The organism is Algoriphagus sp. TR-M9 (genome assembly GCF_027594545.1).
Lineage (GTDB): Bacteria > Bacteroidota > Bacteroidia > Cytophagales > Cyclobacteriaceae > Algoriphagus > Algoriphagus halophytocola.
This window is the reverse complement of record NZ_CP115160.1, coordinates 2,851,419-2,871,113: the sequence shown is the minus strand read 5'-3', so window position 1 is coordinate 2,871,113 and position 19,695 is coordinate 2,851,419. Positions and strand designations below refer to the sequence as shown.

15 protein-coding genes are annotated in these 19,695 nt (G+C 42.7%); 6 read left to right on the top strand and 9 right to left on the bottom strand.

Annotation, left to right across the window (positions count from 1 at the left end; translation table 11 throughout):
- Nucleotides 1–33: 33 nt before the first annotated feature.
- Nucleotides 34–2,781, bottom strand: a complete 2,748-nt coding sequence (locus tag PBT90_RS12080) for an outer membrane beta-barrel protein (RefSeq protein WP_264810843.1) — start codon at nucleotides 2,779–2,781, stop codon at nucleotides 34–36.
- 347 nt (nucleotides 2,782–3,128) lie between these two features.
- Between PBT90_RS12080 and PBT90_RS12075 the strand changes: the two genes are divergently transcribed.
- Nucleotides 3,129–3,386 (top strand): hypothetical protein, encoded by a 258-nt coding sequence (locus PBT90_RS12075; protein ID WP_264810842.1) that lies wholly within the window; start codon nucleotides 3,129–3,131, stop codon nucleotides 3,384–3,386.
- Nucleotides 3,383–4,156 (top strand): XRE family transcriptional regulator, encoded by a 774-nt coding sequence (locus tag PBT90_RS12070; RefSeq protein ID WP_264810841.1) that lies wholly within the window; start codon nucleotides 3,383–3,385, stop codon nucleotides 4,154–4,156. Before PBT90_RS12075 ends, PBT90_RS12070 begins: the two co-directional genes overlap by 4 nt.
- On the opposite strand, the gene PBT90_RS12065 is transcribed toward PBT90_RS12070, so the two are convergent.
- The 4 genes from PBT90_RS12065 to PBT90_RS12050 form a co-directional block, all read right to left on the bottom strand.
- A complete protein-coding gene (locus tag PBT90_RS12065; RefSeq protein WP_264810840.1) occupies nucleotides 4,153–5,175 on the bottom strand; it encodes a toll/interleukin-1 receptor domain-containing protein in 1,023 nt (340 codons plus the stop codon). The two genes, PBT90_RS12070 and PBT90_RS12065, sit on opposite strands and share 4 nt — an antisense overlap.
- A 72-nt stretch (nucleotides 5,176–5,247) precedes the next feature.
- Nucleotides 5,248–6,006: a hypothetical protein gene (locus PBT90_RS12060; RefSeq protein ID WP_264810839.1), complete on the bottom strand. Its 759-nt coding sequence runs from the start codon at nucleotides 6,004–6,006 to the stop codon at nucleotides 5,248–5,250.
- Nucleotides 6,007–6,040: 34 nt separating this feature from the next.
- The gene (locus PBT90_RS12055; protein WP_270129471.1) at nucleotides 6,041–6,466 is read right to left on the bottom strand and encodes a DUF2141 domain-containing protein; all 426 of its coding nucleotides are present in this window, start codon (nucleotides 6,464–6,466) and stop codon (nucleotides 6,041–6,043) included.
- A gap of 87 nt (nucleotides 6,467–6,553) precedes the next feature.
- Nucleotides 6,554–7,618, bottom strand: a complete 1,065-nt coding sequence (locus PBT90_RS12050; protein WP_270129469.1) for an AMP-binding protein — start codon at nucleotides 7,616–7,618, stop codon at nucleotides 6,554–6,556.
- Nucleotides 7,619–7,726: 108 nt separating this feature from the next.
- On the opposite strand from PBT90_RS12050, the gene PBT90_RS12045 reads away from it, so the two are divergent.
- Nucleotides 7,727–8,560 carry a 1,4-dihydroxy-2-naphthoyl-CoA synthase gene (locus tag PBT90_RS12045; RefSeq protein ID WP_270129467.1) on the top strand — a complete coding sequence of 278 codons (834 nt, stop codon included), beginning with the start codon at nucleotides 7,727–7,729 and terminating at the stop codon, nucleotides 8,558–8,560.
- 143 nt (nucleotides 8,561–8,703) lie between these two features.
- Here PBT90_RS12045 and PBT90_RS12040 read toward each other — a convergent pair whose 3' ends face one another.
- Both PBT90_RS12040 and PBT90_RS12035 read right to left on the bottom strand, forming a co-directional pair.
- Complete coding sequence (locus PBT90_RS12040; RefSeq protein WP_270129464.1) at nucleotides 8,704–8,895, bottom strand: DUF2442 domain-containing protein; 192 nt, start codon at nucleotides 8,893–8,895, stop codon at nucleotides 8,704–8,706.
- A 99-nt stretch (nucleotides 8,896–8,994) separates the two neighbouring features.
- Nucleotides 8,995–9,570 carry a DJ-1/PfpI family protein gene (locus tag PBT90_RS12035; protein WP_264810834.1) on the bottom strand — a complete coding sequence of 192 codons (576 nt, stop codon included), beginning with the start codon at nucleotides 9,568–9,570 and terminating at the stop codon, nucleotides 8,995–8,997.
- A gap of 206 nt (nucleotides 9,571–9,776) precedes the next feature.
- Between PBT90_RS12035 and PBT90_RS12030 the strand changes: the two genes are divergently transcribed.
- Entirely contained in the window at nucleotides 9,777–10,613 is an 837-nt protein-coding gene (locus PBT90_RS12030; protein ID WP_270129461.1) for an alpha/beta hydrolase, read from the top strand.
- Here PBT90_RS12030 and PBT90_RS12025 read toward each other — a convergent pair.
- A complete protein-coding gene (locus PBT90_RS12025) occupies nucleotides 10,610–11,095 on the bottom strand; it encodes a VOC family protein (protein WP_270129459.1) in 486 nt (161 codons plus the stop codon). The two genes, PBT90_RS12030 and PBT90_RS12025, sit on opposite strands and share 4 nt — an antisense overlap.
- A 124-nt stretch (nucleotides 11,096–11,219) precedes the next feature.
- A complete protein-coding gene (locus PBT90_RS12020; protein WP_264810831.1) occupies nucleotides 11,220–13,373 on the bottom strand; it encodes an alpha-glucuronidase family glycosyl hydrolase in 2,154 nt (717 codons plus the stop codon).
- A gap of 164 nt (nucleotides 13,374–13,537) precedes the next feature.
- Here PBT90_RS12020 and PBT90_RS12015 point away from each other — a divergent pair, with 164 nt between their 5' ends.
- A complete protein-coding gene (locus tag PBT90_RS12015) occupies nucleotides 13,538–16,747 on the top strand; it encodes a UvrD-helicase domain-containing protein (protein ID WP_264810830.1) in 3,210 nt (1,069 codons plus the stop codon).
- Nucleotides 16,740–19,604 carry a PD-(D/E)XK nuclease family protein gene (locus PBT90_RS12010; protein ID WP_264810829.1) on the top strand — a complete coding sequence of 955 codons (2,865 nt, stop codon included), beginning with the start codon at nucleotides 16,740–16,742 and terminating at the stop codon, nucleotides 19,602–19,604. Before PBT90_RS12015 ends, PBT90_RS12010 begins: the two co-directional genes overlap by 8 nt.
- Nucleotides 19,605–19,695: the final 91 nt, after the last annotated feature.

Genomic DNA, 19,695 nt, shown 5'->3' with positions numbered 1-19,695 from the left:
AGGCTGAGATATTTATTTCTCAGCCTTTTTTCATTAGTTGTAAATCTCGTTGTAGTCATCCATATCAGTACCCTTGCTGAATCTCCTCAGATTGTAGGAGAAGCTGAGCATGAAGTAGCGCTGGAGTACGTTGTTTTGCACATCTTCTATGTAGATGTCGGTGACGTTTCTCCTTACGCTATTGTTTTGCCCTAAGAGGTCATATACATTTAATGATATCTCACCACGCTGATTGTTGAATATTTTTTTACCAAGGCTCATGTTCATCAGTACAAAGTTGATATCAAACCCTTCGGAAAGCCCGGTGTTTAGCTGATGGTTTACATCCAGTCTGTACACAATGCCCTGCCAGATGATCCAGCTGAAGTTTAATCTACTGTACTGGTTGTAATATTTATTGTTCAATGCGGGGTTCAAGGTGTTTTCCACCTTGTTGAAAGATCCTCTGGTGGAAATATTGAAATCAACCTGATCGCTGATGTTACTGGTGAGGGAAATGCCTGTGCTGAAGCGCTGTGAATTATTAAAGCTAAGTTCTCCATTTACCTGTCCTGGTCTTCTATCAAAGCTCAATCCACCATTGATGTTAAAGTTGGATTTGACAAAGCCTAATGGCATTCCGTAGCTCATCCAGGATCTGAAGTTTCTGGCTCCGTCCAGGTTTACCGGTAGGAAAAGCTGAGATCCTTTTTCCAAGATAATTCCATTGGCAAGTTCTGTGGTTTCATCGGCAATAAAGGATGAATTTGAAATGGTGTTTTTCACGATTTGTGCTTGCGCAAATAAGAAGAAGGAGTGATCAGTATCAGGATTGTTAGTTCTGAATCTTCCTCGGATTCGATTAGAGTAGGACTGATCCAGATCGGGATTCCCTGTTCGTAGCTGAAGTGGGTTCGAATTGTCAATGACGCTTTGCAGCTGATCTATTCTCGGCGCATCTGTGTCCGTATCATAGTCTAATTCAAAATTCGTGTTATCGTTGATTTCATAATCAAACCGGATGGTCGGCAAAAATGCATCAAAGGTCCTAGTGAGATCAAAAGGCTGAGGGAAGGTCTGGTCATTTTGGAGTTTGCCCATTTGATATTCCATCTCTACCTGGAAGCGGACTTTTTCCATTTTGTATTGGTAGCCCAATTCCACTTCCTGATTCAGGTATTTGCTCTCAAATGTATTACTCAATGCCGTGTCAAGAGCCAGGTCATAATCTAGTTCTCCTTCATTGAGAATATCGTATGTCAACTGATCGGAATCATCACCTCTGTTTCCGATTTCATATTCAAATTCCATCTGTCCTTTTTCACCTATGGGCTCGGTGTAGGAAACACCCACATCCCAGTTGAAGCCGGTTCGGTCACGGGTGATGTTTTGGTTGATGATTTCGGTGCGTTCTTCGGGTTGGTAGTATTGGTTTTCTGCTCTTCGCAAAGCATCATCCTTATTGGCATGGCTTCCTTGGTTGGCACTGATGGTAAAGCTTCTGCCTTTCTTTGCAAATTTATGACTGAAATACAATCTATTATAAAGGTCGTAATCCTGGTTGTCTGCCGTCCGTACGTTTTCAGTTTGGTTCAAAGGGCCATCTGCATTCATGCTTTGCCCTAGAAATCCTGAATTTTCCTTGTCAAAAGCTGCTGATAGCCTTGGCCTGTACACCAATCTGTTGTTTTCATTGATTTGATATTCAAATCGCATATCAAAGCGGTGATCCTGGTTGGTTCTGGTGTTTCGGCTGTCCTCAGCGTAAGTCTGATCACTATCTGAGCTGGTGACATACTCTCTGAAGAGGGATGAAATCCCTTCGTTTTTACGTTTTCTGTAAAGGTAACTGGCGCTTACTTTTATCTTTTCACCCCAGTTATCTGTGTAGTTCAGGCCAAGAATATTGGTGGTGATAATTCCGTTTTGAGGTCTGCCTCCCCCTCCGTTTTGGCTATTGGCGTCGCTGGAATAGTCCTGCAGGTTGATGTCATTGCTGAGGCCGGTGAAGGTGATTCTTTGGTCTTCATTGAAGGAATTGATGCTGGCGCCTAGTAAGTATCTGTCGTCTGTACCGTATCCGGCGGTAGTCTTGCCAAATTGTCCTTTGCGTCTGTTAGGCTTGGTGACGATATTGATAGTTTTAAGGCGCTCTCCATCGTCAAATCCGCTCAACTGTGCTTTTTCACTTTTTTGGTCATAGATTTCGATTCCCTGAATAACTTCTGCCGGTAGGTTTTGCAGGGCAGTGGTAATGTCTCCTCCGAAAAAAGGTTTACCATCCACCAGGATTTGAGCGATATTTTCTCCCTGGGCCTGCAATGCCCCATCCATCATGACCACTCCCGGTAACTTCTGTACTAAAGTCTGCGCACTGGCATCCCGCATGGTCTTGAAAGCCGCGGCGTTGTATAAGGTAGTGTCCCCTTTTTGTTCTCCTGTGGCTCTTCGGGCATTGATGGTGACTTCGTCCAGTGCAGTAGCTTCTTCGCTTAGCTCCAAGACACCTAGCTGTAGGTTTTGGTTGAGTTGTATGCTTTTGTAAAGCGTTTTAAATCCTAAGTATTGTATTTTGATCAGGTAGTTTCCTTTGGGAATACCAGGGATATTGAAATTTCCGTCAAAGTCAGATATTACTCCGTCTACCTGTGTAGAATCTGGAAGACTTTGAAGCAAAACCGTGGCACTGGGTACTCCATTCTCAGTGCCTTCCTCCATGATTCTCCCAGTAATAGAAAAATTCTGAGCGGATGCTTGAAAGCAGGCAAATAGAATAAAGAATACAGCTGATAGCTTTTTCATAATAGTTGGTTCGTCGGTTATTAGGTTTGATTCTTAATTCATTGAAACATAATCGTTTCTGATTTCATGAATTAAAATTCACTGGCAAGTGCAAAGTAAGTAACAATGTCACAGTAAGCAGAGGGAGAATAGGCTAAGCGGTTATATGCTGTATTGAATAGCATTATTATTTATTAAGGAATTTCTCGTGGGGCATTAAAAGCTTGAGACTTGACTCAGAACGGCAATCCAAGGCATTTTTATTCGTGTCTGACATTTATTGTCAGAACATATTGTTAATTTTATAAACCTTGATATGTTTATTTAAATGACATTATTAACTTAGCTCTTGTTATAAGATAAACATTATGGAAGCAGAACACAAAATCAGTATTACTACCAAGACTTTGGCGTCTGGAAATTGTCAGGTGAAGTTTTTTGTGGAGGATGAACTCAAGCCACAGTATGGATACCTACTCGTGAACGAACCCAAATCAGTGGGAGAGATCATAGAGGAGATCAAGCAAAAAATGGAAAGAAGAAAACATGCGGCGATGAACATGAATCCGTTTTTTCCTGTCAAGCCAATGTCCGAAGATCCTAATTTTTACTTGTATTCAGCATGAAATTTCTAGCCCCCAATCTCAGATTTTTGCGAAAGCAAAAAGGAATCACGCAAAGTGAGCTGGCAGAAAAACTGGCGGTGCAGCGCACTATGATTTCTGCCTATGAAGACGGTCGCTCGGAACCAAAGTTGGGCACGTTGAAATCCCTGTGTGAGATTTTGGAGGTAGGGCTGGAAGAATTTTTAGATCATGACATTGAAAGCAAAGGCAGAAAGGCAATTCAAAACCGTGGAGTGAATATCCTTACGATTTCCTGCGATGAAGAAGACCGGGAAAATATCACCCTGGTAGGTCAGAAAGCATCTGCAGGTTATCTTAACGGTTATGCAGATCCTGAATATATGGAAGGGCTTCCCCAGTTTCGACTTCCAATGCTTTCTACACAGGCTACCTATAGGGCTTTTGAACTCGCTGGAGATTCCATGCTCCCGCTAGTGCCCGGTACCATAGTGATCGGGGCCTATGTGGATCAGCTAAGTGGGATCAAAAGTGGGAAAACCTATGTGCTGGTGACAGAATCCGAGGGAGTTGTTTACAAAAGAGTGTTCAATTACCTCAGTGATAATGGTAAGCTTTTCCTGGTTTCAGATAATGAGCACTACAAGCCTTTCGAGGTGAGAGGGGAGGATGTGCTGGAAGTCTGGGAAGCCAAAGCCTTTATCAGTACCGATTTCCCAAATCCCGGCGATAAGAAAAATCCACTTTCCTTAGAGGATCTGGCAGCTATGATTCAGGATTTGAAAGCCGATTTGAGAAAAATTAAAAATTAATCCCGCCTGAGAGAGATAGGATTGCTGATGCCATTGGCCGGGAAAGTTACAGTGCCCGTCCAGGTAGTTCCATTGTTTGGGGTACTGAGATGAATTTCTCCATTCATATCCATGGCGGAATTATAGTAATCCAAATACATTTCATTGCCTGTGATTTCTCCCGATCCACTTCCAATGTTCAAATCGAACAGATTATACTCGAGAAACTGAATCTCATCCGGGTAATGACTCATGATGAGTGTGCTTACCTGTTCTCCATTTAGATATAAAGCCCAGGATCCTTTTACAGAAATGTCCGAGGAGCTTTCGAGGTCATCTACAGGCATACTGATGTCCGCAGGAGGCTGCTCAATCACTTGCTCTGATACAGGTTCACCATTTACAGCTTCCTGGTATCCTTCTTGAAAACCTTCTTGGAAATCGTCGCTGCTGATTATAATAATGAGCAATACTACAAAGGCACCTAAGAGCCATAAATAATTTTTAGCCAGCCAACTTTTTTTCTGTGTTTGTGCGGGTCGGTGTTTTGGGTTTGGAATGGGCTTAGGCTTGGGCGGTATTACCTTTAGCAATACTTCTGAGAGCTGATCGCAATCATACTTCCACCTGGAATTGCTCAGTTCGTGAGTTTGCCGCCGCAATAGCCCCTGAAGATCTTCAGGTAAGTCGCTTGCACTGGGAAGATCAGCACCATTAACCAAAACCGGAATTACCCTGATATTTCTTTTTAATGCGGCCGATATCTCCAATCTGATAAAATCATTCTCCTCAAAAATCCGAAGATTCCCATTCGAGTCTTTTAACCTTGTCCAATGTGGGCCTATAATCGCCAGAAGTACCTTACATGAGTTAAGTGCCTGATCTATGGCTTGCTCAAAATCCAGCCCGGCCTCTATAGCTTCTACATCCAAGAAAACACTTTCATCCCCAAAAATCTCCTGGAGATGGTCTACAAGACGCCCTGCCTCGCCTGAAGCATCCTGTCTTCTGTAACTAACAAAAATTTTATTGTTCGACATAAAAAAACCTGATTCTAATTAGATAAAGTTAAAAGAATCAGGTTCTTAATTGCAATATTGTAGTCTAATTAATTAGCTCAATAGATTTTCAAATCCAGATTTTATCTTGTCAACAGCATCAAATGAAGTGTCAATGTTGACCACACCTTTGCCTAGCTCATGCCAGTACCCGTCTCCACATTCGATGTAGGAGCCTCGTTTATTGCTTGGGTTTTCCTTTGCCAGTTCGTAATTGTAATCAGGAGTAAATACCATTTTAAGTAATTGTACCGCATACTCCCAATTGATTTCCTTGCTTTCATCTTTGGACTGAAAAATCGCTTGCCTGGAGGAAAACTTCATGGTGATCGCACAGTCTTGGATCTTGTCATTGTCCACTAGTCTGTAGTTTACAGTAAGTGGAGCTTCCTTTTTTGCAGTTTCAAAAATCGCTTGGATGACATCCTGAGCTAGCATTTGCCAGGCTTCTTGATTTTCTGGGGATTTCGCTGTGCCAGCTTTGCCATCAATAAGAGCTGAGATACTTAGACCTCCTTCTTCCGGAGGTCTTCCGCTCCATTTTATTTTCTCAAACTCCTGAGAAAGTACTTTTTTCCAAACATAATCCAGCTCCCCTTTGAAGGAGAAATCATCTTCAGTGGTGAAGCCCTCATCCAGAATTTCTTCCTCTGTCAAGTCCTCCCTATTGGTGTAATGAATTTCAAAATCTGCCGCTAGCGTTCGCTCTCTCCAATCCAAAGCAAGTCTGTAATAATGACTAAAAGGCGGAGGGATAACTCCTGAATCAAATTCAATGATGATTCCTTGGCTGTGTTCTTTACTTTTTTTCATTGCTGCAAAAGTAGGCCTTTTACCTCAAAATACTTCAGCGCAATTCAATTTCAAACTGAGTAGTGGATCCTGATTCGACTTTTTCACTGCATTTTGTAAAAGAGGGAACACCAAAAAGTAAACTGGGATTATTGGAAAATCCAAAATCATCCAGCGGGTAACCGACCTTGTTTTTTCGGATCAAGCCGTCCTCATCTTCATCATGAAAGACTGTTATGGCATAGTTCCCCTCAGGTACATCTGGGATGGTCTTTTTTGCTACACCGTTTTTAATGGGAATTCCAAGAGCCATCCAGGCATCATCTACAGACTCCGGCCAACCTTTTTCCTGATCAAAGACCAGCACCTGTATGATCCCCTTGTCCGAACTGAGATCTTGGATGTTGATTTCTATGGATCCTGTTTTGGGGAGAGTAGGTATATTGAGGAAAAGCAATACGCTCAGAAATGCAAGTTTCATATCTTTTAGATTGGTTTTAGTTATTCAATTAGAACAGCTTGAATAGATTATTCAATGTGTAAAATGGTCCTCTGAAAGTTCCAGTTTTTATAATTTGGTTATGGTTTTCGGGCGATTGACTTTGCCTGATGCCGTTCTAGTAAACTCCTCAAGTGTAAAAATGTTTTTAGGTGATTCGTACTTGCCCATCGCTTTTTTCAACGCTTCTAGAACTTTAAAGCTGTTCTCTGATCCATTTTTTGTCTCGATCACTAGGCATAGCTTTTCTCCAAGAGTTTCATCACCTTGGCCGAAAAAGAAAAAAGCTGAATTCGGATAAAAGCGATGAATAACCGGCTCTGCCTTTGCTTCCAATAGCTCCGGATGAAGCTTGACTCCGCCGGAATTGATCACAAAATCAACTCTTCCCAGCCATTGAAAGGAGTGCTGATCGATTATGTCCACTGCATCGTTGGTTTGAACCAATTCATTGTTACTGGCTGCCGATTTTACCCAAAGCGCATTTCGCTCATCCGTACCAATTTCTACTCCCGGCAGTATCCGATAGATCAATTCTCCAGCTTCAATTTTTGCCAAGGCGAGGTGCGAAACCGTCTCTGTCATCCCATAGGTTTGAAAAGCCTGAATTTTGTTTGTGATTAGCTTTTCTATCAAGCCTGAACTAATCGGCGCTCCACCAATAATGAGATGGTTGATTTTCTTCAACTTCTCAAGGGAAGGTTTAACCTGAATACAAGCTTCAGCCTGAAGCGGAACCATCGCTAAGAAATCGGGAATCTCAACTAACTCCAATAGCGGGTTTGACTTTGGTTCAATTAACTCAGTTTTGGCATTCCAGACCATAGCCCGCACCAGCATCATTTTGCCAGCAATGTAATTCGGATCAAGGCAGCAAAGCAGACTGGTAGTTTTGTCAGTCTTGAAAAAACCTTGTGTAGCCTTTGCGCTGGCGATCATCTGATCCCGGCTGATCTCAATCCTTTGTGGTGTTCCAGTTGATCCCGAAGTTTGCTGTTCAAAGGTCTTTTTGCCCGAAAGCCAATCCCTACAAAATTGAATGGCAGCTTTAGCAAAGTCAGGAAAAGCAGCTGTGTCTAACTCAAAGTCTTCCTTAGTCTGGAATATGTGATTGCCGAAAGTAAGTTGAAACATTGCTGATAGCTTTTTGAAATCCTTTATCGAAGATAACCATCCTCCTTCAAAATTCAGGGAAGGCTGTTATCTTGCAAAAGAATTAGATTTTTACCCAAATCGAAAGATATGAACTGGATCACTGCAAAAGAATACGAAGATATCACCTATAAAAAATGCGATGGAGTGGCAAGAATCGCCTTTAACAGGCCTGAAGTCAGGAATGCCTTCCGCCCAAAAACTACTGCTGAACTCTATGATGCTTTCTACGATGCGCAGGAAGACACTTCCATCGGGGTTGTTTTATTGAGTGGGGAAGGGCCTTCGGCAAAAGACGGAGGCTGGGCGTTTTGCTCGGGCGGAGATCAGAAAGCCAGAGGAAATCAAGGTTACGTGGGAGAGGATGGCTACCACCGACTGAATATTTTGGAAGTGCAGCGTTTGATCCGTTTTATGCCAAAAGTCGTGATAGCCGTGGTTCCTGGCTGGGCAGTAGGAGGAGGACATAGCTTGCATGTGGTCTGCGATCTGACTTTGGCGAGTAAGGAGCATGCGATTTTCAAACAGACAGACGCAGATGTGACCAGCTTCGATGGAGGATATGGTTCTGCGTATTTGGCAAAGATGGTGGGGCAAAAGAAAGCCCGTGAAATCTTCTTTTTAGGTAGAAACTATTCTGCTCAGGAAGCTTACGAAATGGGAATGGTGAATGCTGTGATTCCGCATGCTGAACTTGAGTCAACGGCTTATGAGTGGGCTCAGGAGATATTGGCTAAGTCGCCGACTTCTATCAAGATGCTGAAATTTGCGATGAACCTGACTGATGATGGTATGGTAGGTCAGCAGGTTTTTGCCGGTGAAGCTACTCGTTTAGCTTATGGTACTGAAGAGGCTATAGAAGGGAGAAATGCCTTTTTGGAGAAGCGAAAGCCGGATTTCGGGAAAAATAAGTGGATACCTTGATGAGACTTTAGTAGCAAGACATTAGTATCAAGTACTAAGAGCCAAGAATCAAGATTTGTGAAAGTCTTGGTTCTTGGCTTTTCTATGGGCATTTGATACTAGGAAATCAATTCACTCACTAATAAATCCTCGTCTAGATCTTCCTAGTGAATCCCTTCTCCATCACCTATAAATCTCCAGTTATTTAGTTCTATTTCGGTGGCATTTCTCAAGGATGGAAACCATTCCAATGGAATACTGATCTCCCGACCATCTTCCATGATAATTTTCATTTTGTTATTTGAAAATGAAAGATCACAAGCTTGATTAGATTTGAAATTAGTTAAAGTACTCATCCCATTTTTGATCAAATAGTTGAATGCATTATTTATACAAGATATGGATCCTCGAAGAAATTCGCATCCGGTATCCGACATCCGACACCAAACACTTTATCATATCTCAATTTTCGCTCCCAATACTTTCAAAAACTCCCGAATCCAAGCTGGATGACCAGGCCAAGCTGGGGAAGTTACCAGATTGCCATCCACATAGGCATCTGTAGCTGGGATGTCCTGATATTCACCGCCTGCGATAGTCACTTCCGGGCCCACAGCCGGATATGCGGTTAGCTTTCTTCCTTTTACCACGTCAGCAGCAGTAAGAATCTGAATGCCATGACAAACTGCCGCCACAGGCTTGTTGGTGTCAAAGAAGTACTTCACGATCTCCAATAGTTTTTGATTTAATCTAAGGTACTCCGGTGCTCGCCCCCCAGCGATGGCCAGTCCTAGGTAATCATCCACATCGACTTGATCGAAGGAATAGCTGAGCATAAAATTATGGCCTGGCTTTTCGGTGTAGGTCAGATCTCCTTCAAAATCATGGATGGCAGTTTTAATCGTTTCCCCTTTTTTCTTACCTGGACAAACCGAATGAACTTCATAGCCTACCATTTCCAGCATTTGCACGGGAACCATGGTTTCGTAATCTTCTGCAAAATCTCCGGTTAGAAATAATATCTTTTTCATGATTGTATGATTTATATGTTTGAAAAGTAGGTAGATTTCTACCCTTTATTTTTACTCCTAATTTAAGAAAATCAGCTGCCAATGAGGTTAATCCTTAGTTAAGTTTTCCAAAAGTTCACAGTGCATTTGGATACTTTAGTCTAAAGCAGTTTTTGTAGATTCTTTTTTTCCGTGCATCTTATGTTTTTATACCCAACACTTTCAAAATGAAACACCTAGAAACCAGCTATAAAACGCATGATGGCATAGAATTGTACCTCCAAGCCTGGATGCCTGAATCACCCAAGGCGAGCCTTTTGCTAGTTCATGGTCTTGGCGAGCATAGTTCGAGGTATGCTCATTTGGTAGAAAAGCTGACTGAGATCGGCGTTTCCGTTTTCACATTTGATGGAAGGGGGCATGGGAAATCAGTGAAAGGAAAACCAACGGCTTACTTTAAATCCTACGAGGATTACCTAAAAGACATTGATGCTTTATTTGAGAAGGTAAAAAGCTATGTGCCAGATGTACCGGCTTTCTTGTATGGACACAGCATGGGGGGAGGGTTGGTTGCAGCTTATGTGCTAAAATATCAGCCCAAAGCAGATGGAGTGGTTTTGAGTTCGCCGGCTATTAAAGAAGCAGAAGGAACGTCCCAAATCCTGATTGCACTTTCCAGTGTCATCAGCAAGTATTTGCCAAAGCTGAAAGCTTTAAAATTGGATGCGAACAAAGTTTCAAGGATTCCCGAGGAAGTAGAAAAATATTTGAATGATCCACTGGTTTATACGGAAGCAATTCCTGCCAGGACTGGATACGAGGTATTGCAGGTCATGCGCTTCGTACAGAATTTGGGTAGTTATTTTGAAACTCCTTTACTTTTGATTCATGGTTCTGATGATGGATTGACTAATCCAAAAGGTTCAGAATTGCTCTTCAAAAAGGCTAAAGCAAGTGATAAAACCCTCAAGATTTTCCCAGGCGGATATCATGAGCTGATCAATGACCTAGATCGGGAAGAGGTGATGGACTTGATCGTGAATTGGATCAAGGAAAGAACTTAAATCTCTGCCAAAAGCCCGTTAATGTCCAATTGCCTAGTGTACATATGGATGCTTCCATCAGGATTCTTTGGCCAATCTTCGCGTGGCCTGTCCCAATATAGCTCTACGCCGTTTTCATCCGGGTCATCCAGGTAAATCGCCTCTGAAACCCCATGATCCGCAGCTCCGGTAAGCGGATACTTAGCATCAATCAATCGCTGCAGCAAAACAGCCAAATCACGCCTAGTTGGAAGCAGTATCGCCGTATGAAATAGCCCAGCGTGATTTTTCGGCGCTGGTTTTCCTCCTTTGCTCTGCCAGGTATTCAGGCCGATGTGATGGTGATATCCTCCTGCGGAAATAAATGCGGCGTCTTTTCCATACATGGTCACTAATTCAAAGCCCAGCAAGCCCTGATAGAAATCCAAGGAGCGTTGCAAGTCTGAAACTTTGAGATGAATATGGCCAATTCGTGTGGCTGCAGGGATGGTGTAAGGTTCCATAAGTTAGTCTTAAGTGCTAATTTCACTTCATTATTCGAAATTCATCATTCACCATTCGACATTTTTGAATTATGAATGAAGAACGTTGAATGATGAATTTTGAAGTGATTTCAAATCTCAAATTCTAAATCCCCGGTGCATTCGGAAACCGCAGGCTTTTATAATATTCCAAATCTCCTTCCGGTTGCTCGATATCAGCAGGGAAAGGACGCTTGGAGAAGGTCTGAAAATAGAGTAAACATGAATTTCTCCACCATTCTGCCTCTTCTTCCTGTATTTCCAAAAGCTGTCTGACGTGGTCGAATTCCTCCGGGTCGATTTTGGATTCAAGAGAAGCCCAGGTTTGCTGCATCTGCCTTACTTCTTTCACGCCTCTATCGTAGTGATAAGCAATTCCCTCCCAAAGGGTATTTCCATCTTTTAGCTGGTAATCCCATGGCAAATGGTGAAACCAAAGCAGGAATTTCTCAGGAATCTGATTGGGATCGGACCATTTTTCCACTATCTCTGGGGCATATTGAGTCAGTGCTCCGCTGCCATCGGCTGTACGGTCAAATCCTATTCCTAGACTGTCTGCCTGATGGTAATAGGGAGCAGTCCAATCCGCTCTACCTCCCATCACCCATGGTCCCGGACCGTAATGATGGCTTCTGCCCATGATGTGGTGCAGGCCTAGCGGAGTCATATAGTCAACTGCTGTTTCATGGGATTCTAGTAGGATTTCACCGACTTTGGACACGACTTCCGAGTCTTGACCGAAAGTCAGTTTTGTCCATTCTTCGGCGATTTCCTCTGAAGTTACCTCTGGATTCCAAGCCATTTTTCCAAAGGCAAACCAATTGGACTGGGCGAAGAGATGACCGGTCCAGTTGCGGTCTGTACCGATATTGGAAACTCCTGCGATCAAAGTCATTTTCTGACCCGTTTCCTTTCCTTCCAAAATGCTTCCTACAGTTGAGTTCGCACTTGGCTTGTAGGTTTTGCTTTTCAAAACTTCCTCCCACATCGGAGCGAGGTAAACAAGGTTGGTTGCCTGCCCCAAGTATTCCTGGGTGATCTGAAATTCCATGCCCACGTTTGTTTCGTTGATGGCACCATAAAGCGGGTGAAAAGGTTCGCGTGGCTGAAAGTCTATCGCTCCGTTTTTGATCTGTATGATCACATTGTCTTTGAACTTTCCGTCCAGCGGTTCAAATTCATTATTCGCCTGCATGTGTCGATCCACTTCATCTTCGTGTGAATAGACGAAAGCCCGCCAAATCAAAACTCCTCCGTGAGGAGCTAGAGCATCCGCAAGCATGTTTGCCCCTTCGGCATGATTTCTTCCATATTCGTGAGGCCCCGGCTGTCCTTCGGAATTGGCTTTGACGAGAAATCCTCCAAAATCAGGGATGAAAGAGTAGATCTCATCCGCTTTCTTTTTCCAAAAAGCGATCACTTCCGGGTCTAGAGGATCCGCGGTTTTCAAGCCTTCCAATTGTATGGGAGCGGAGAACCTAGCAGTGAGAAAAACCTTGATTCCATAAGGTCTGAAAACGTCTGCCAAGGCCTTGGCTTTCTTCATAAAATCAGTAGTCATAATCAATGCATTTGCATTCACATTGGTCAGTGAAACAGCATTGATTCCAATGGAGGCATTGGCACGTGCATAGTCGATGTATCGCGGATCTATGTATCCGGGAAGTCTGTGCCAATCCCAAATGGAGAAGCCAGCGTAGCCTCTTTCCACCGTTCTGTCCAGATTGTCCCAATGGTTTAACATTCGGAGTTTAATTTTCGGAGCATCAACTAATTCTGTGGACTTATCGAAAGTGTTACTTTGAATAGAATTAAGCCAATTATACACTCCGTAAAGTGTTCCGACAGGTTGATTTCCTACGATGGCATAGAATGATTTTCCATCTAGTTCCACCGTTCCTCTCCAGTATCCATCTTCACCTAAGGCTTTGATTTCAGCTTGCTGATCCAGGGAAAGCACTTGAGAAAGTTGGTCTCTGGTACCTATCCAGAGTTTGGTGTTTTGAAGTCGCTCTTTCGAGTAAATCGGAGCTTTGCCCAGCATACTTTTGGAGGCAAGATCCAGCTCGTTTTTGATAGCTTCGAACGTAGGGTTTTCTCCAAAGAAATAGACTCCGTCAAGTAGTGATCCCACTTCGGATTTTAACTGAGATTCTTCAATGGGCTGATAGTCCAGCCAAAGTTTGTAGCCATCATTGGCAATTGAATTCAGAGAAATGCAGATCCAGAGTAGGGCTGCTAGAGTGGTTGATTTATACATAGGTTTTGGGTTTGAGCATCAAAATATCGAAAAATCAAAGGGAAATGCAATACAGTGCTGAAAACTTAAGAGCTTGAATTATTCTGACATTTTACGTCAAAATTGATTTTTTACCCGGCTATTTACTTTGCCCTTCCTTATCTTAGTTGCCTTACTTTTTCTCTATGGAACAGAAACCTTTCATCATTTACAAATCCTCCGCAGGCTCTGGGAAAACCTATACCCTGACACTGGAATACCTCAAACTTGCCCTGCAAAGTCCCCATGCTTTCAAGCAGATCTTGGCCGTGACTTTTACCAATAAGGCCACCCAGGAGATGAAGGAGCGGATTATCGGTGAGCTCAAAAGACTTCGGAATCAAGTGAACCCTGATGAAAAAATGGATTCCGAATTGATTAAATCTCTGCAGGTGGATGTGGCTACTCTGAAGGTTTTGGCGCAGCAAACGCTAACGGCAATTCTCCATGATTACGGTAGGTTTTCGGTCAGTACTATAGATAGTTTTTTTCAGAAAGTGGTTCGGGCCTTTGCCAGGGAAATTGATCTGAATGCCAAATTTGATGTGGAATTGGATCAGGATGCAGTGCTGGAGCGGGTAGTGGATCGTGTGGTCATGCTGGTGATGGAGGATGAATTTCTGCACAACTGGCTAGTGGATTACGCCTATGAGCAAATTCAAAATGGAAAATCATGGGATATCCGTAGAAATATCCGCAGTCTTGGAAAACAGATTTTTCAGGAAGATTTCAAAAAGTATTCTCCTGAAATCAAGGAGTTTCTGAAGGATAAGGAAAATATCACTTTGCTACAGTCTTTTGTAAGAGAGCGAAAGAATGAAATTATAGGACTTTCGAATGCGCTAAAACAAGAAGCGAATGACATTCGAATTAAGAATGGATTAGAATGGTCTGATTTTAATAGAGGGTTTATTAAAATACTAGACAAGCTAGGAGATCCAAGCAATCCCTTTCCGGAGCTAACACCCGCGACATTAGCTAAAATAGATAATCCTGAAAGTTGGCATACAAAGTCAAGCAAGCAAATCGATGCAATTTTATCGGCCTATGATCAAGGTCTGAACCAGGTTCTTCACCAGATTCTGGCTTTGACACCTAAATGGAATACGCTGCAGGCCATCGCAAAAAACAGTTATGTCTATGGTGTTTTTAGAAATCTCCTCGATGAGCTCACGCTGATCAAAGACGAGGAAAACATCTTGTTGATCTCGGATGCGAATGAATTTCTCAAGGAAATCACCAAAGGAAATGACACGCCATTTATCTATGAGAAAGTCGGGAATCAATATAAAAATTACCTGATTGATGAGTTTCAAGATACCTCAGGATTTCAGTGGGACAGTTTCAAGCCACTGCTGGAAAACTCACTTGGAAACGGTCAGACCAATTTGCTGGTAGGGGATGTGAAGCAATCCATCTATCGCTGGAGAGGTGGAGAGATGAAACTGTTACTTTCTCAAGTGGAAGATGAAATCGGTGAGGAAAGCATTCAACTGGAGAATTTAGATACCAATTTCCGTAGCCTTCCGAATATCATCAATTTCAACAATGCGGTGTTTAAAGCTTTGCCAAAGGCTATGGAGAGCGTTTTAACCTCAAGCTATGGAGTTGAAAACCCGCAAATACTATCGCAGGCTTACTCCGATTGCTTCCAGAAAATTTCCCCCAGAAAAGCTAAATCCGAATTCAAAGGAAAAGTGAAACTGGAATTCATCGATCCGAAGGAGGCTGAAGATGGGTGTAAATTTGACGAGATGGTACTGGAGAAATTACCAGGTTTGGTTATGGAACTTCAGGATCACGGGTATCACCTGCAGGATATAGCTTTTCTGGTTAGAAATAAAGCGCATGGTGAGGCTATCGCGGATCGTCTGATGGCTTATGCTGCGGAGCATCCAGGCTCTGAATATCGCTTCGATGTACTTTCTGATGAATCCATGTTTTTGGATAAAGCGGCCTCAGTAAAAGCACTCATCTCAGGATTCAATTATTTGCACAATCCTGCGGATAAGGTGCAGTTCAAAACCATGTGGTATTATTTGGCAGTTTTGAAGGAAGCACCTGTTGACCATGAATTGTTTGCGCTAGATCAGATACCGGACTACTTGCAACAGCAGGTTTTGAATTTTCAGGAAAGAGAGATGCTGATGCTTCAGCTTCCGCTGATGGAGGCATTGGAGGAGTTGATCAAGGTGCTAGGCTTAATGGAATTGGGGCTAGAGAAAGCTTATATCTCGGGTTTTAAAGAGGCTGTTTACGACTTTACGGCAAATAATCGAGCGGACCTGAGTAGTTTTTTGGATTGGTGGGAAGCCAATAAAGCCAAGCGAACAGTGAAAATTCCTGAAGGGCATAATGCCATGAGAATTCTGACTATTCATAAGTCCAAAGGCCTGCAGTTTAAGGTGGTGGTCATGCCTTTTCTGAAATGGGATATTTTTGATTTAAGGAAGGATAATGTGGTTTGGTCACCCTTTGAAGACAAGGAAAAGGGCGTTCAGGCAGTTATTCCACTGAGTTTAAGTAAAAATTTGGCTGATTCGGATTTTAGAGAAACTTATGCAGAAGAAGCTACTATGGCTTATCTGGACAGTCTGAACTTGCTATATGTCTCACTCACCCGGGCAGAAGATGTGTTTATAGGCTATATTCCTTATAAGGAGAAGATAGGTTCGCAAAACTACATTGAGGTGCAGCTGCAGCTACTGATCCAATCGTCTTCACATTCGGAAGAAGAGTTGAGCTTAGCTTCCTATTATGACCCTGAGTCAAAAATATTTGAATATGGTGAATGGCCTGATAAACAGGTGAGAATACTCGAACCAAGACAATCACCTGAACTTCGTTGGGCTTATAAAAACTGGTCTCAATTGCTAACCTTGAAAAAATACGCGGTGGATTTTTCACCGGAAGGAATGGAGCAGCGGAAAAAACAAAAGTTTGGTTTGATTGTCCATGAGATTTTGGAATTGTCAGTGGACAAAGCTTCTGCACTTCAGAATCTACAGTCATTTTATTTTGAAGGACGGCTCCATGAAGAGGAAAAGCAACTTGTAGAAAAGCAATTGGATCAGCTATTCAAGGATTCGCTATTTGCGTCATGGTTTGGTGCTGAGGGAGTCTTGCTGGCCGAGCAGGGAATACTTCTTCCTGGAGGTAAGCAGAAAAGGCCAGACCGGATTATACTTAATGAAACTGAGGCGGTGATTGTGGATTTTAAAACCGGCGAGGCTCAAAGTCGCTACGCAAATCAGGTAAGAGAATATATGGAATTGGTTTCAAAACTTTCTCAAAAGCCAGCAAAGGGCTATTTATGTTATTTAGAAACCGGAGTAATCGAGGAAGTATATGCATAGTTTTTTAAGAAATACAGCAAAGGAGATCCTCGAAACTGGAGTTGATCTGCAGAAACAAACCATAGTTTTGCCCAATAGACGAGCGGGGCTGTTTTTTACCCAACATCTGGGAAATCTGATCAGCGAACCTACTTGGATGCCGGAGGTGAAAACTATAGAGGACATTTTCTATGAATTGGCCGGAAATCGCCCTGCGGATGACCTGACCTTGATTTTTGAATTGTACCGTGTGTATCAGGATCTCAACCCAGAGGCGGAAACTTTCGATCGCTTCTATTTCTGGGGTGAGATGATCCTAAAGGATTTCAATGATGTAGATCAGTTCATGGCTGATGCCAGTAAGCTGTACCACCATCTCTCTGAAATCAAGGAATTGGAATCTGATTTAAGTTTCTTGAATGAAAGTCAAGTAGAGTTGATTAAGCAATTCTGGTCATCTTTTGAGCGTCAGGACAGAGGTCATCAGGAGAAGTTTCTGAAATTCTGGAAATTGCTCAGTCCGCTCTATACTAGTTTTCAGGCTTCGCTTGCGGTGTCGGGCTTGGCTTATTCAGGGATGCTTTACAGAAAAGTGATCGAATCTATCGGAGACGCTCCAAAGCCTGAAAAACAGGTTCATTTTATAGGTTTCAATGCCTTTACCGGTACTGAAGAAGCGCTGATCAAGCATTACATCACTGAGTTTGAAGCAAAAATCTACTGGGATGTAGATGCATATTATTTGGATGATAAAGTGCAGGAAGCAGGGCTGTTCTTCAGGGATTACCAAAAAGACAAAGTTTTCGGACCAACTTTCCCAGAAGAGATTCCTACGCAAATTGAAGACAGAAAGGCAAGCATCAAGACCTATGCTACTCCTTTGAAGACCAACCAGGCGAATTTGGTAGGGGCCATTTTGGAGAAAATTCCTAAAGGCGAAGCTTGGGAGGAAACTGTCGTGATTTTGCCCGATGAGCAGATGCTCTTTCCTGTGCTACACACCTTGCCTGAGCAAGTGGATAAGGTGAACGTGACCATGGGCTATCCGGTGAAAAATGCTCCAGTTTATTCCTTTTTGGAGGCTGTGCTGGAAATGCAGCGATTCATCAAAGAAGAAGATGGGAAAGTCTTGTTTTATCATACTGCCGTCAAAAATCTCTTGAGTTCAACTTACCTGAAAAGTGTGAACCCTCACTTTGCTGAGAAAATACTTGAGGATATGCAGCTTTTGAACCAGATTCATGTCTCTGCTGAAAAGCTTCATCAGGGAGGTGATTTGTACCAGCTTATTTTTCAAAAGCTACAGAATGATTCCCTTTTCAGCTATTTGGGAGGGGTGATGGAGGCATTAGCGGGGCGACTGCAAACCGAGCCCATGCAGCGTTCTTACTTGTACCAATGTTTCAAGCAATTGACCCGTTTGAAGGAGATTTTTGCAGGTCAGGATATTTTGAGCATCAACAGGGAGTTTTTCATCCGTTTGTTTCGTCAGATTTTTAGAGAGGTGAAGTTGCCTTTTGAGGGCGAACCTTTACAGGGATTGCAGGTCATGGGTGTGCTAGAGTCTAGAAACCTGGACTTTAAGAGAGTGATCATCTGCAATATGAATGAGGATAGTTTTCCGCCTTCCGCAGGGTTGAATTCCATGATTCCTTTTAATATCCGGAAAGCTTTTAATCTGCCTGTGCAGGAGCAAAATGACTCGATTTATGCCTATACTTTTTACCGACTTTTGCATAGTGCAGAGGAAGTTCATATGATTTATACGACTGCTTCAGACCAAGGAAAAGCCGGGGAAAAGAGCCGATATATTCAGCAGATGGCGGTGGAGCTAGGTCGAGAATTGCAGGAAGAGGTGCTTTTCATCCCTATAGACCAAAAATCGCCCGAAGAGATCAACATTGTTAAAACAGCTGAAGTTTTAGAGTTGCTGGATAAGTACCTGGTGGATGAAAATGGTTTTTCACAAACCTCCTTTTCACCTTCTGCTTTGAGTGTGTTTTTGGATTGCAGACTGAAGTTTTACCTGCAGTATCTGGCCAATATTCAGGAAAAACAGGAAGTAAGCGAGGAGATAGATGCCGCTGTTTTTGGGAATTTGGCCCACCTGAGTATGGAGATTTTGTATCAGGATTTTGCAAAGCGCAAAGGGAGGAGTTTGCTGGAAAAAGAGGATTTCGAGGAGTTGAGTAAATCCTGGGTGTTTCCAGCGATTGAAAAAGCCATTCGGCAATTTTATCATTTAGAAGGCGAAGCAGATACCAAACTGAATGGACAAATGGCGATTGCCAGAGACGTACTTCAGAAGTATTTGAAGCAGATTTTGAAGATCGATGAAGCTTCGGCTCCTTTTAAATTGATTTCTCTCGAAAAGGAGAAAAAGTACAAAGCCAGCATGGAGATCAGTACTGCTAAGGGAGCGCAAAGTGTCAGCTTGAAAGGAATCATAGACCGGGTGGATGAGCATAATAGCTCGGTTCGCCTGATTGATTATAAGTCAGGACAAGATAACAAGGCTTTTCCGGATATTCCCTCACTTTTCGATAGAGAAAATAAGTCACGCAATAAGGCGGCAATGCAGACGATGTTTTATGGATTGATCTATCAAGCTACCAATCCGGAAAACACCTTGCCGCTGAAGCCTGCGATATTCAATCTCCGGGAGATGTTTGAAGCTGACTTCAACCCATATTTACAGCAAAAACTAGGAAAAAAACCTGGTGTAGAAGTGCAGGATTACAGACAATTTGAAGAGGGATATAGCAAGGGTCTTCGGGAGCTCTTGGAAGATATCTACAATCCTGATATACCTTTTAGCCAAACAGATGATCTGAAGAAATGCGAATATTGTCCGTATAAGGAGATTTGCGGCCGATAACATATTCTAGGTTCGGCGAGTTATACAGTCAAACCATTTTCTCGACCTTTAATCATATCCCTGACCGCAGATTTATAGATTTCTTTACCTT

What these genes read in the sequence shown, in the direction of transcription:
- PBT90_RS12080 (WP_264810843.1), bottom strand. Translation starts at nt 2,781, where the DNA reads ATGAAAAAGCTATCAGCTGTATTCTTTATTCTATTTGCCTGCTTTCAA.
- PBT90_RS12075 (WP_264810842.1), top strand. Translation starts at nt 3,129, where the DNA reads ATGGAAGCAGAACACAAAATCAGTATTACTACCAAGACTTTGGCGTCT.
- PBT90_RS12070 (WP_264810841.1), top strand. Translation starts at nt 3,383, where the DNA reads ATGAAATTTCTAGCCCCCAATCTCAGATTTTTGCGAAAGCAAAAAGGA.
- PBT90_RS12065 (WP_264810840.1), bottom strand. Translation starts at nt 5,175, where the DNA reads ATGTCGAACAATAAAATTTTTGTTAGTTACAGAAGACAGGATGCTTCA.
- PBT90_RS12060 (WP_264810839.1), bottom strand. Translation starts at nt 6,006, where the DNA reads ATGAAAAAAAGTAAAGAACACAGCCAAGGAATCATCATTGAATTTGAT.
- PBT90_RS12055 (WP_270129471.1), bottom strand. Translation starts at nt 6,466, where the DNA reads ATGAAACTTGCATTTCTGAGCGTATTGCTTTTCCTCAATATACCTACT.
- PBT90_RS12050 (WP_270129469.1), bottom strand. Translation starts at nt 7,618, where the DNA reads ATGTTTCAACTTACTTTCGGCAATCACATATTCCAGACTAAGGAAGAC.
- PBT90_RS12045 (WP_270129467.1), top strand. Translation starts at nt 7,727, where the DNA reads ATGAACTGGATCACTGCAAAAGAATACGAAGATATCACCTATAAAAAA.
- PBT90_RS12040 (WP_270129464.1), bottom strand. Translation starts at nt 8,895, where the DNA reads ATGAGTACTTTAACTAATTTCAAATCTAATCAAGCTTGTGATCTTTCA.
- PBT90_RS12035 (WP_264810834.1), bottom strand. Translation starts at nt 9,570, where the DNA reads ATGAAAAAGATATTATTTCTAACCGGAGATTTTGCAGAAGATTACGAA.
- PBT90_RS12030 (WP_270129461.1), top strand. Translation starts at nt 9,777, where the DNA reads ATGAAACACCTAGAAACCAGCTATAAAACGCATGATGGCATAGAATTG.
- PBT90_RS12025 (WP_270129459.1), bottom strand. Translation starts at nt 11,095, where the DNA reads ATGGAACCTTACACCATCCCTGCAGCCACACGAATTGGCCATATTCAT.
- PBT90_RS12020 (WP_264810831.1), bottom strand. Translation starts at nt 13,373, where the DNA reads ATGTATAAATCAACCACTCTAGCAGCCCTACTCTGGATCTGCATTTCT.
- PBT90_RS12015 (WP_264810830.1), top strand. Translation starts at nt 13,538, where the DNA reads ATGGAACAGAAACCTTTCATCATTTACAAATCCTCCGCAGGCTCTGGG.
- PBT90_RS12010 (WP_264810829.1), top strand. Translation starts at nt 16,740, where the DNA reads ATGCATAGTTTTTTAAGAAATACAGCAAAGGAGATCCTCGAAACTGGA.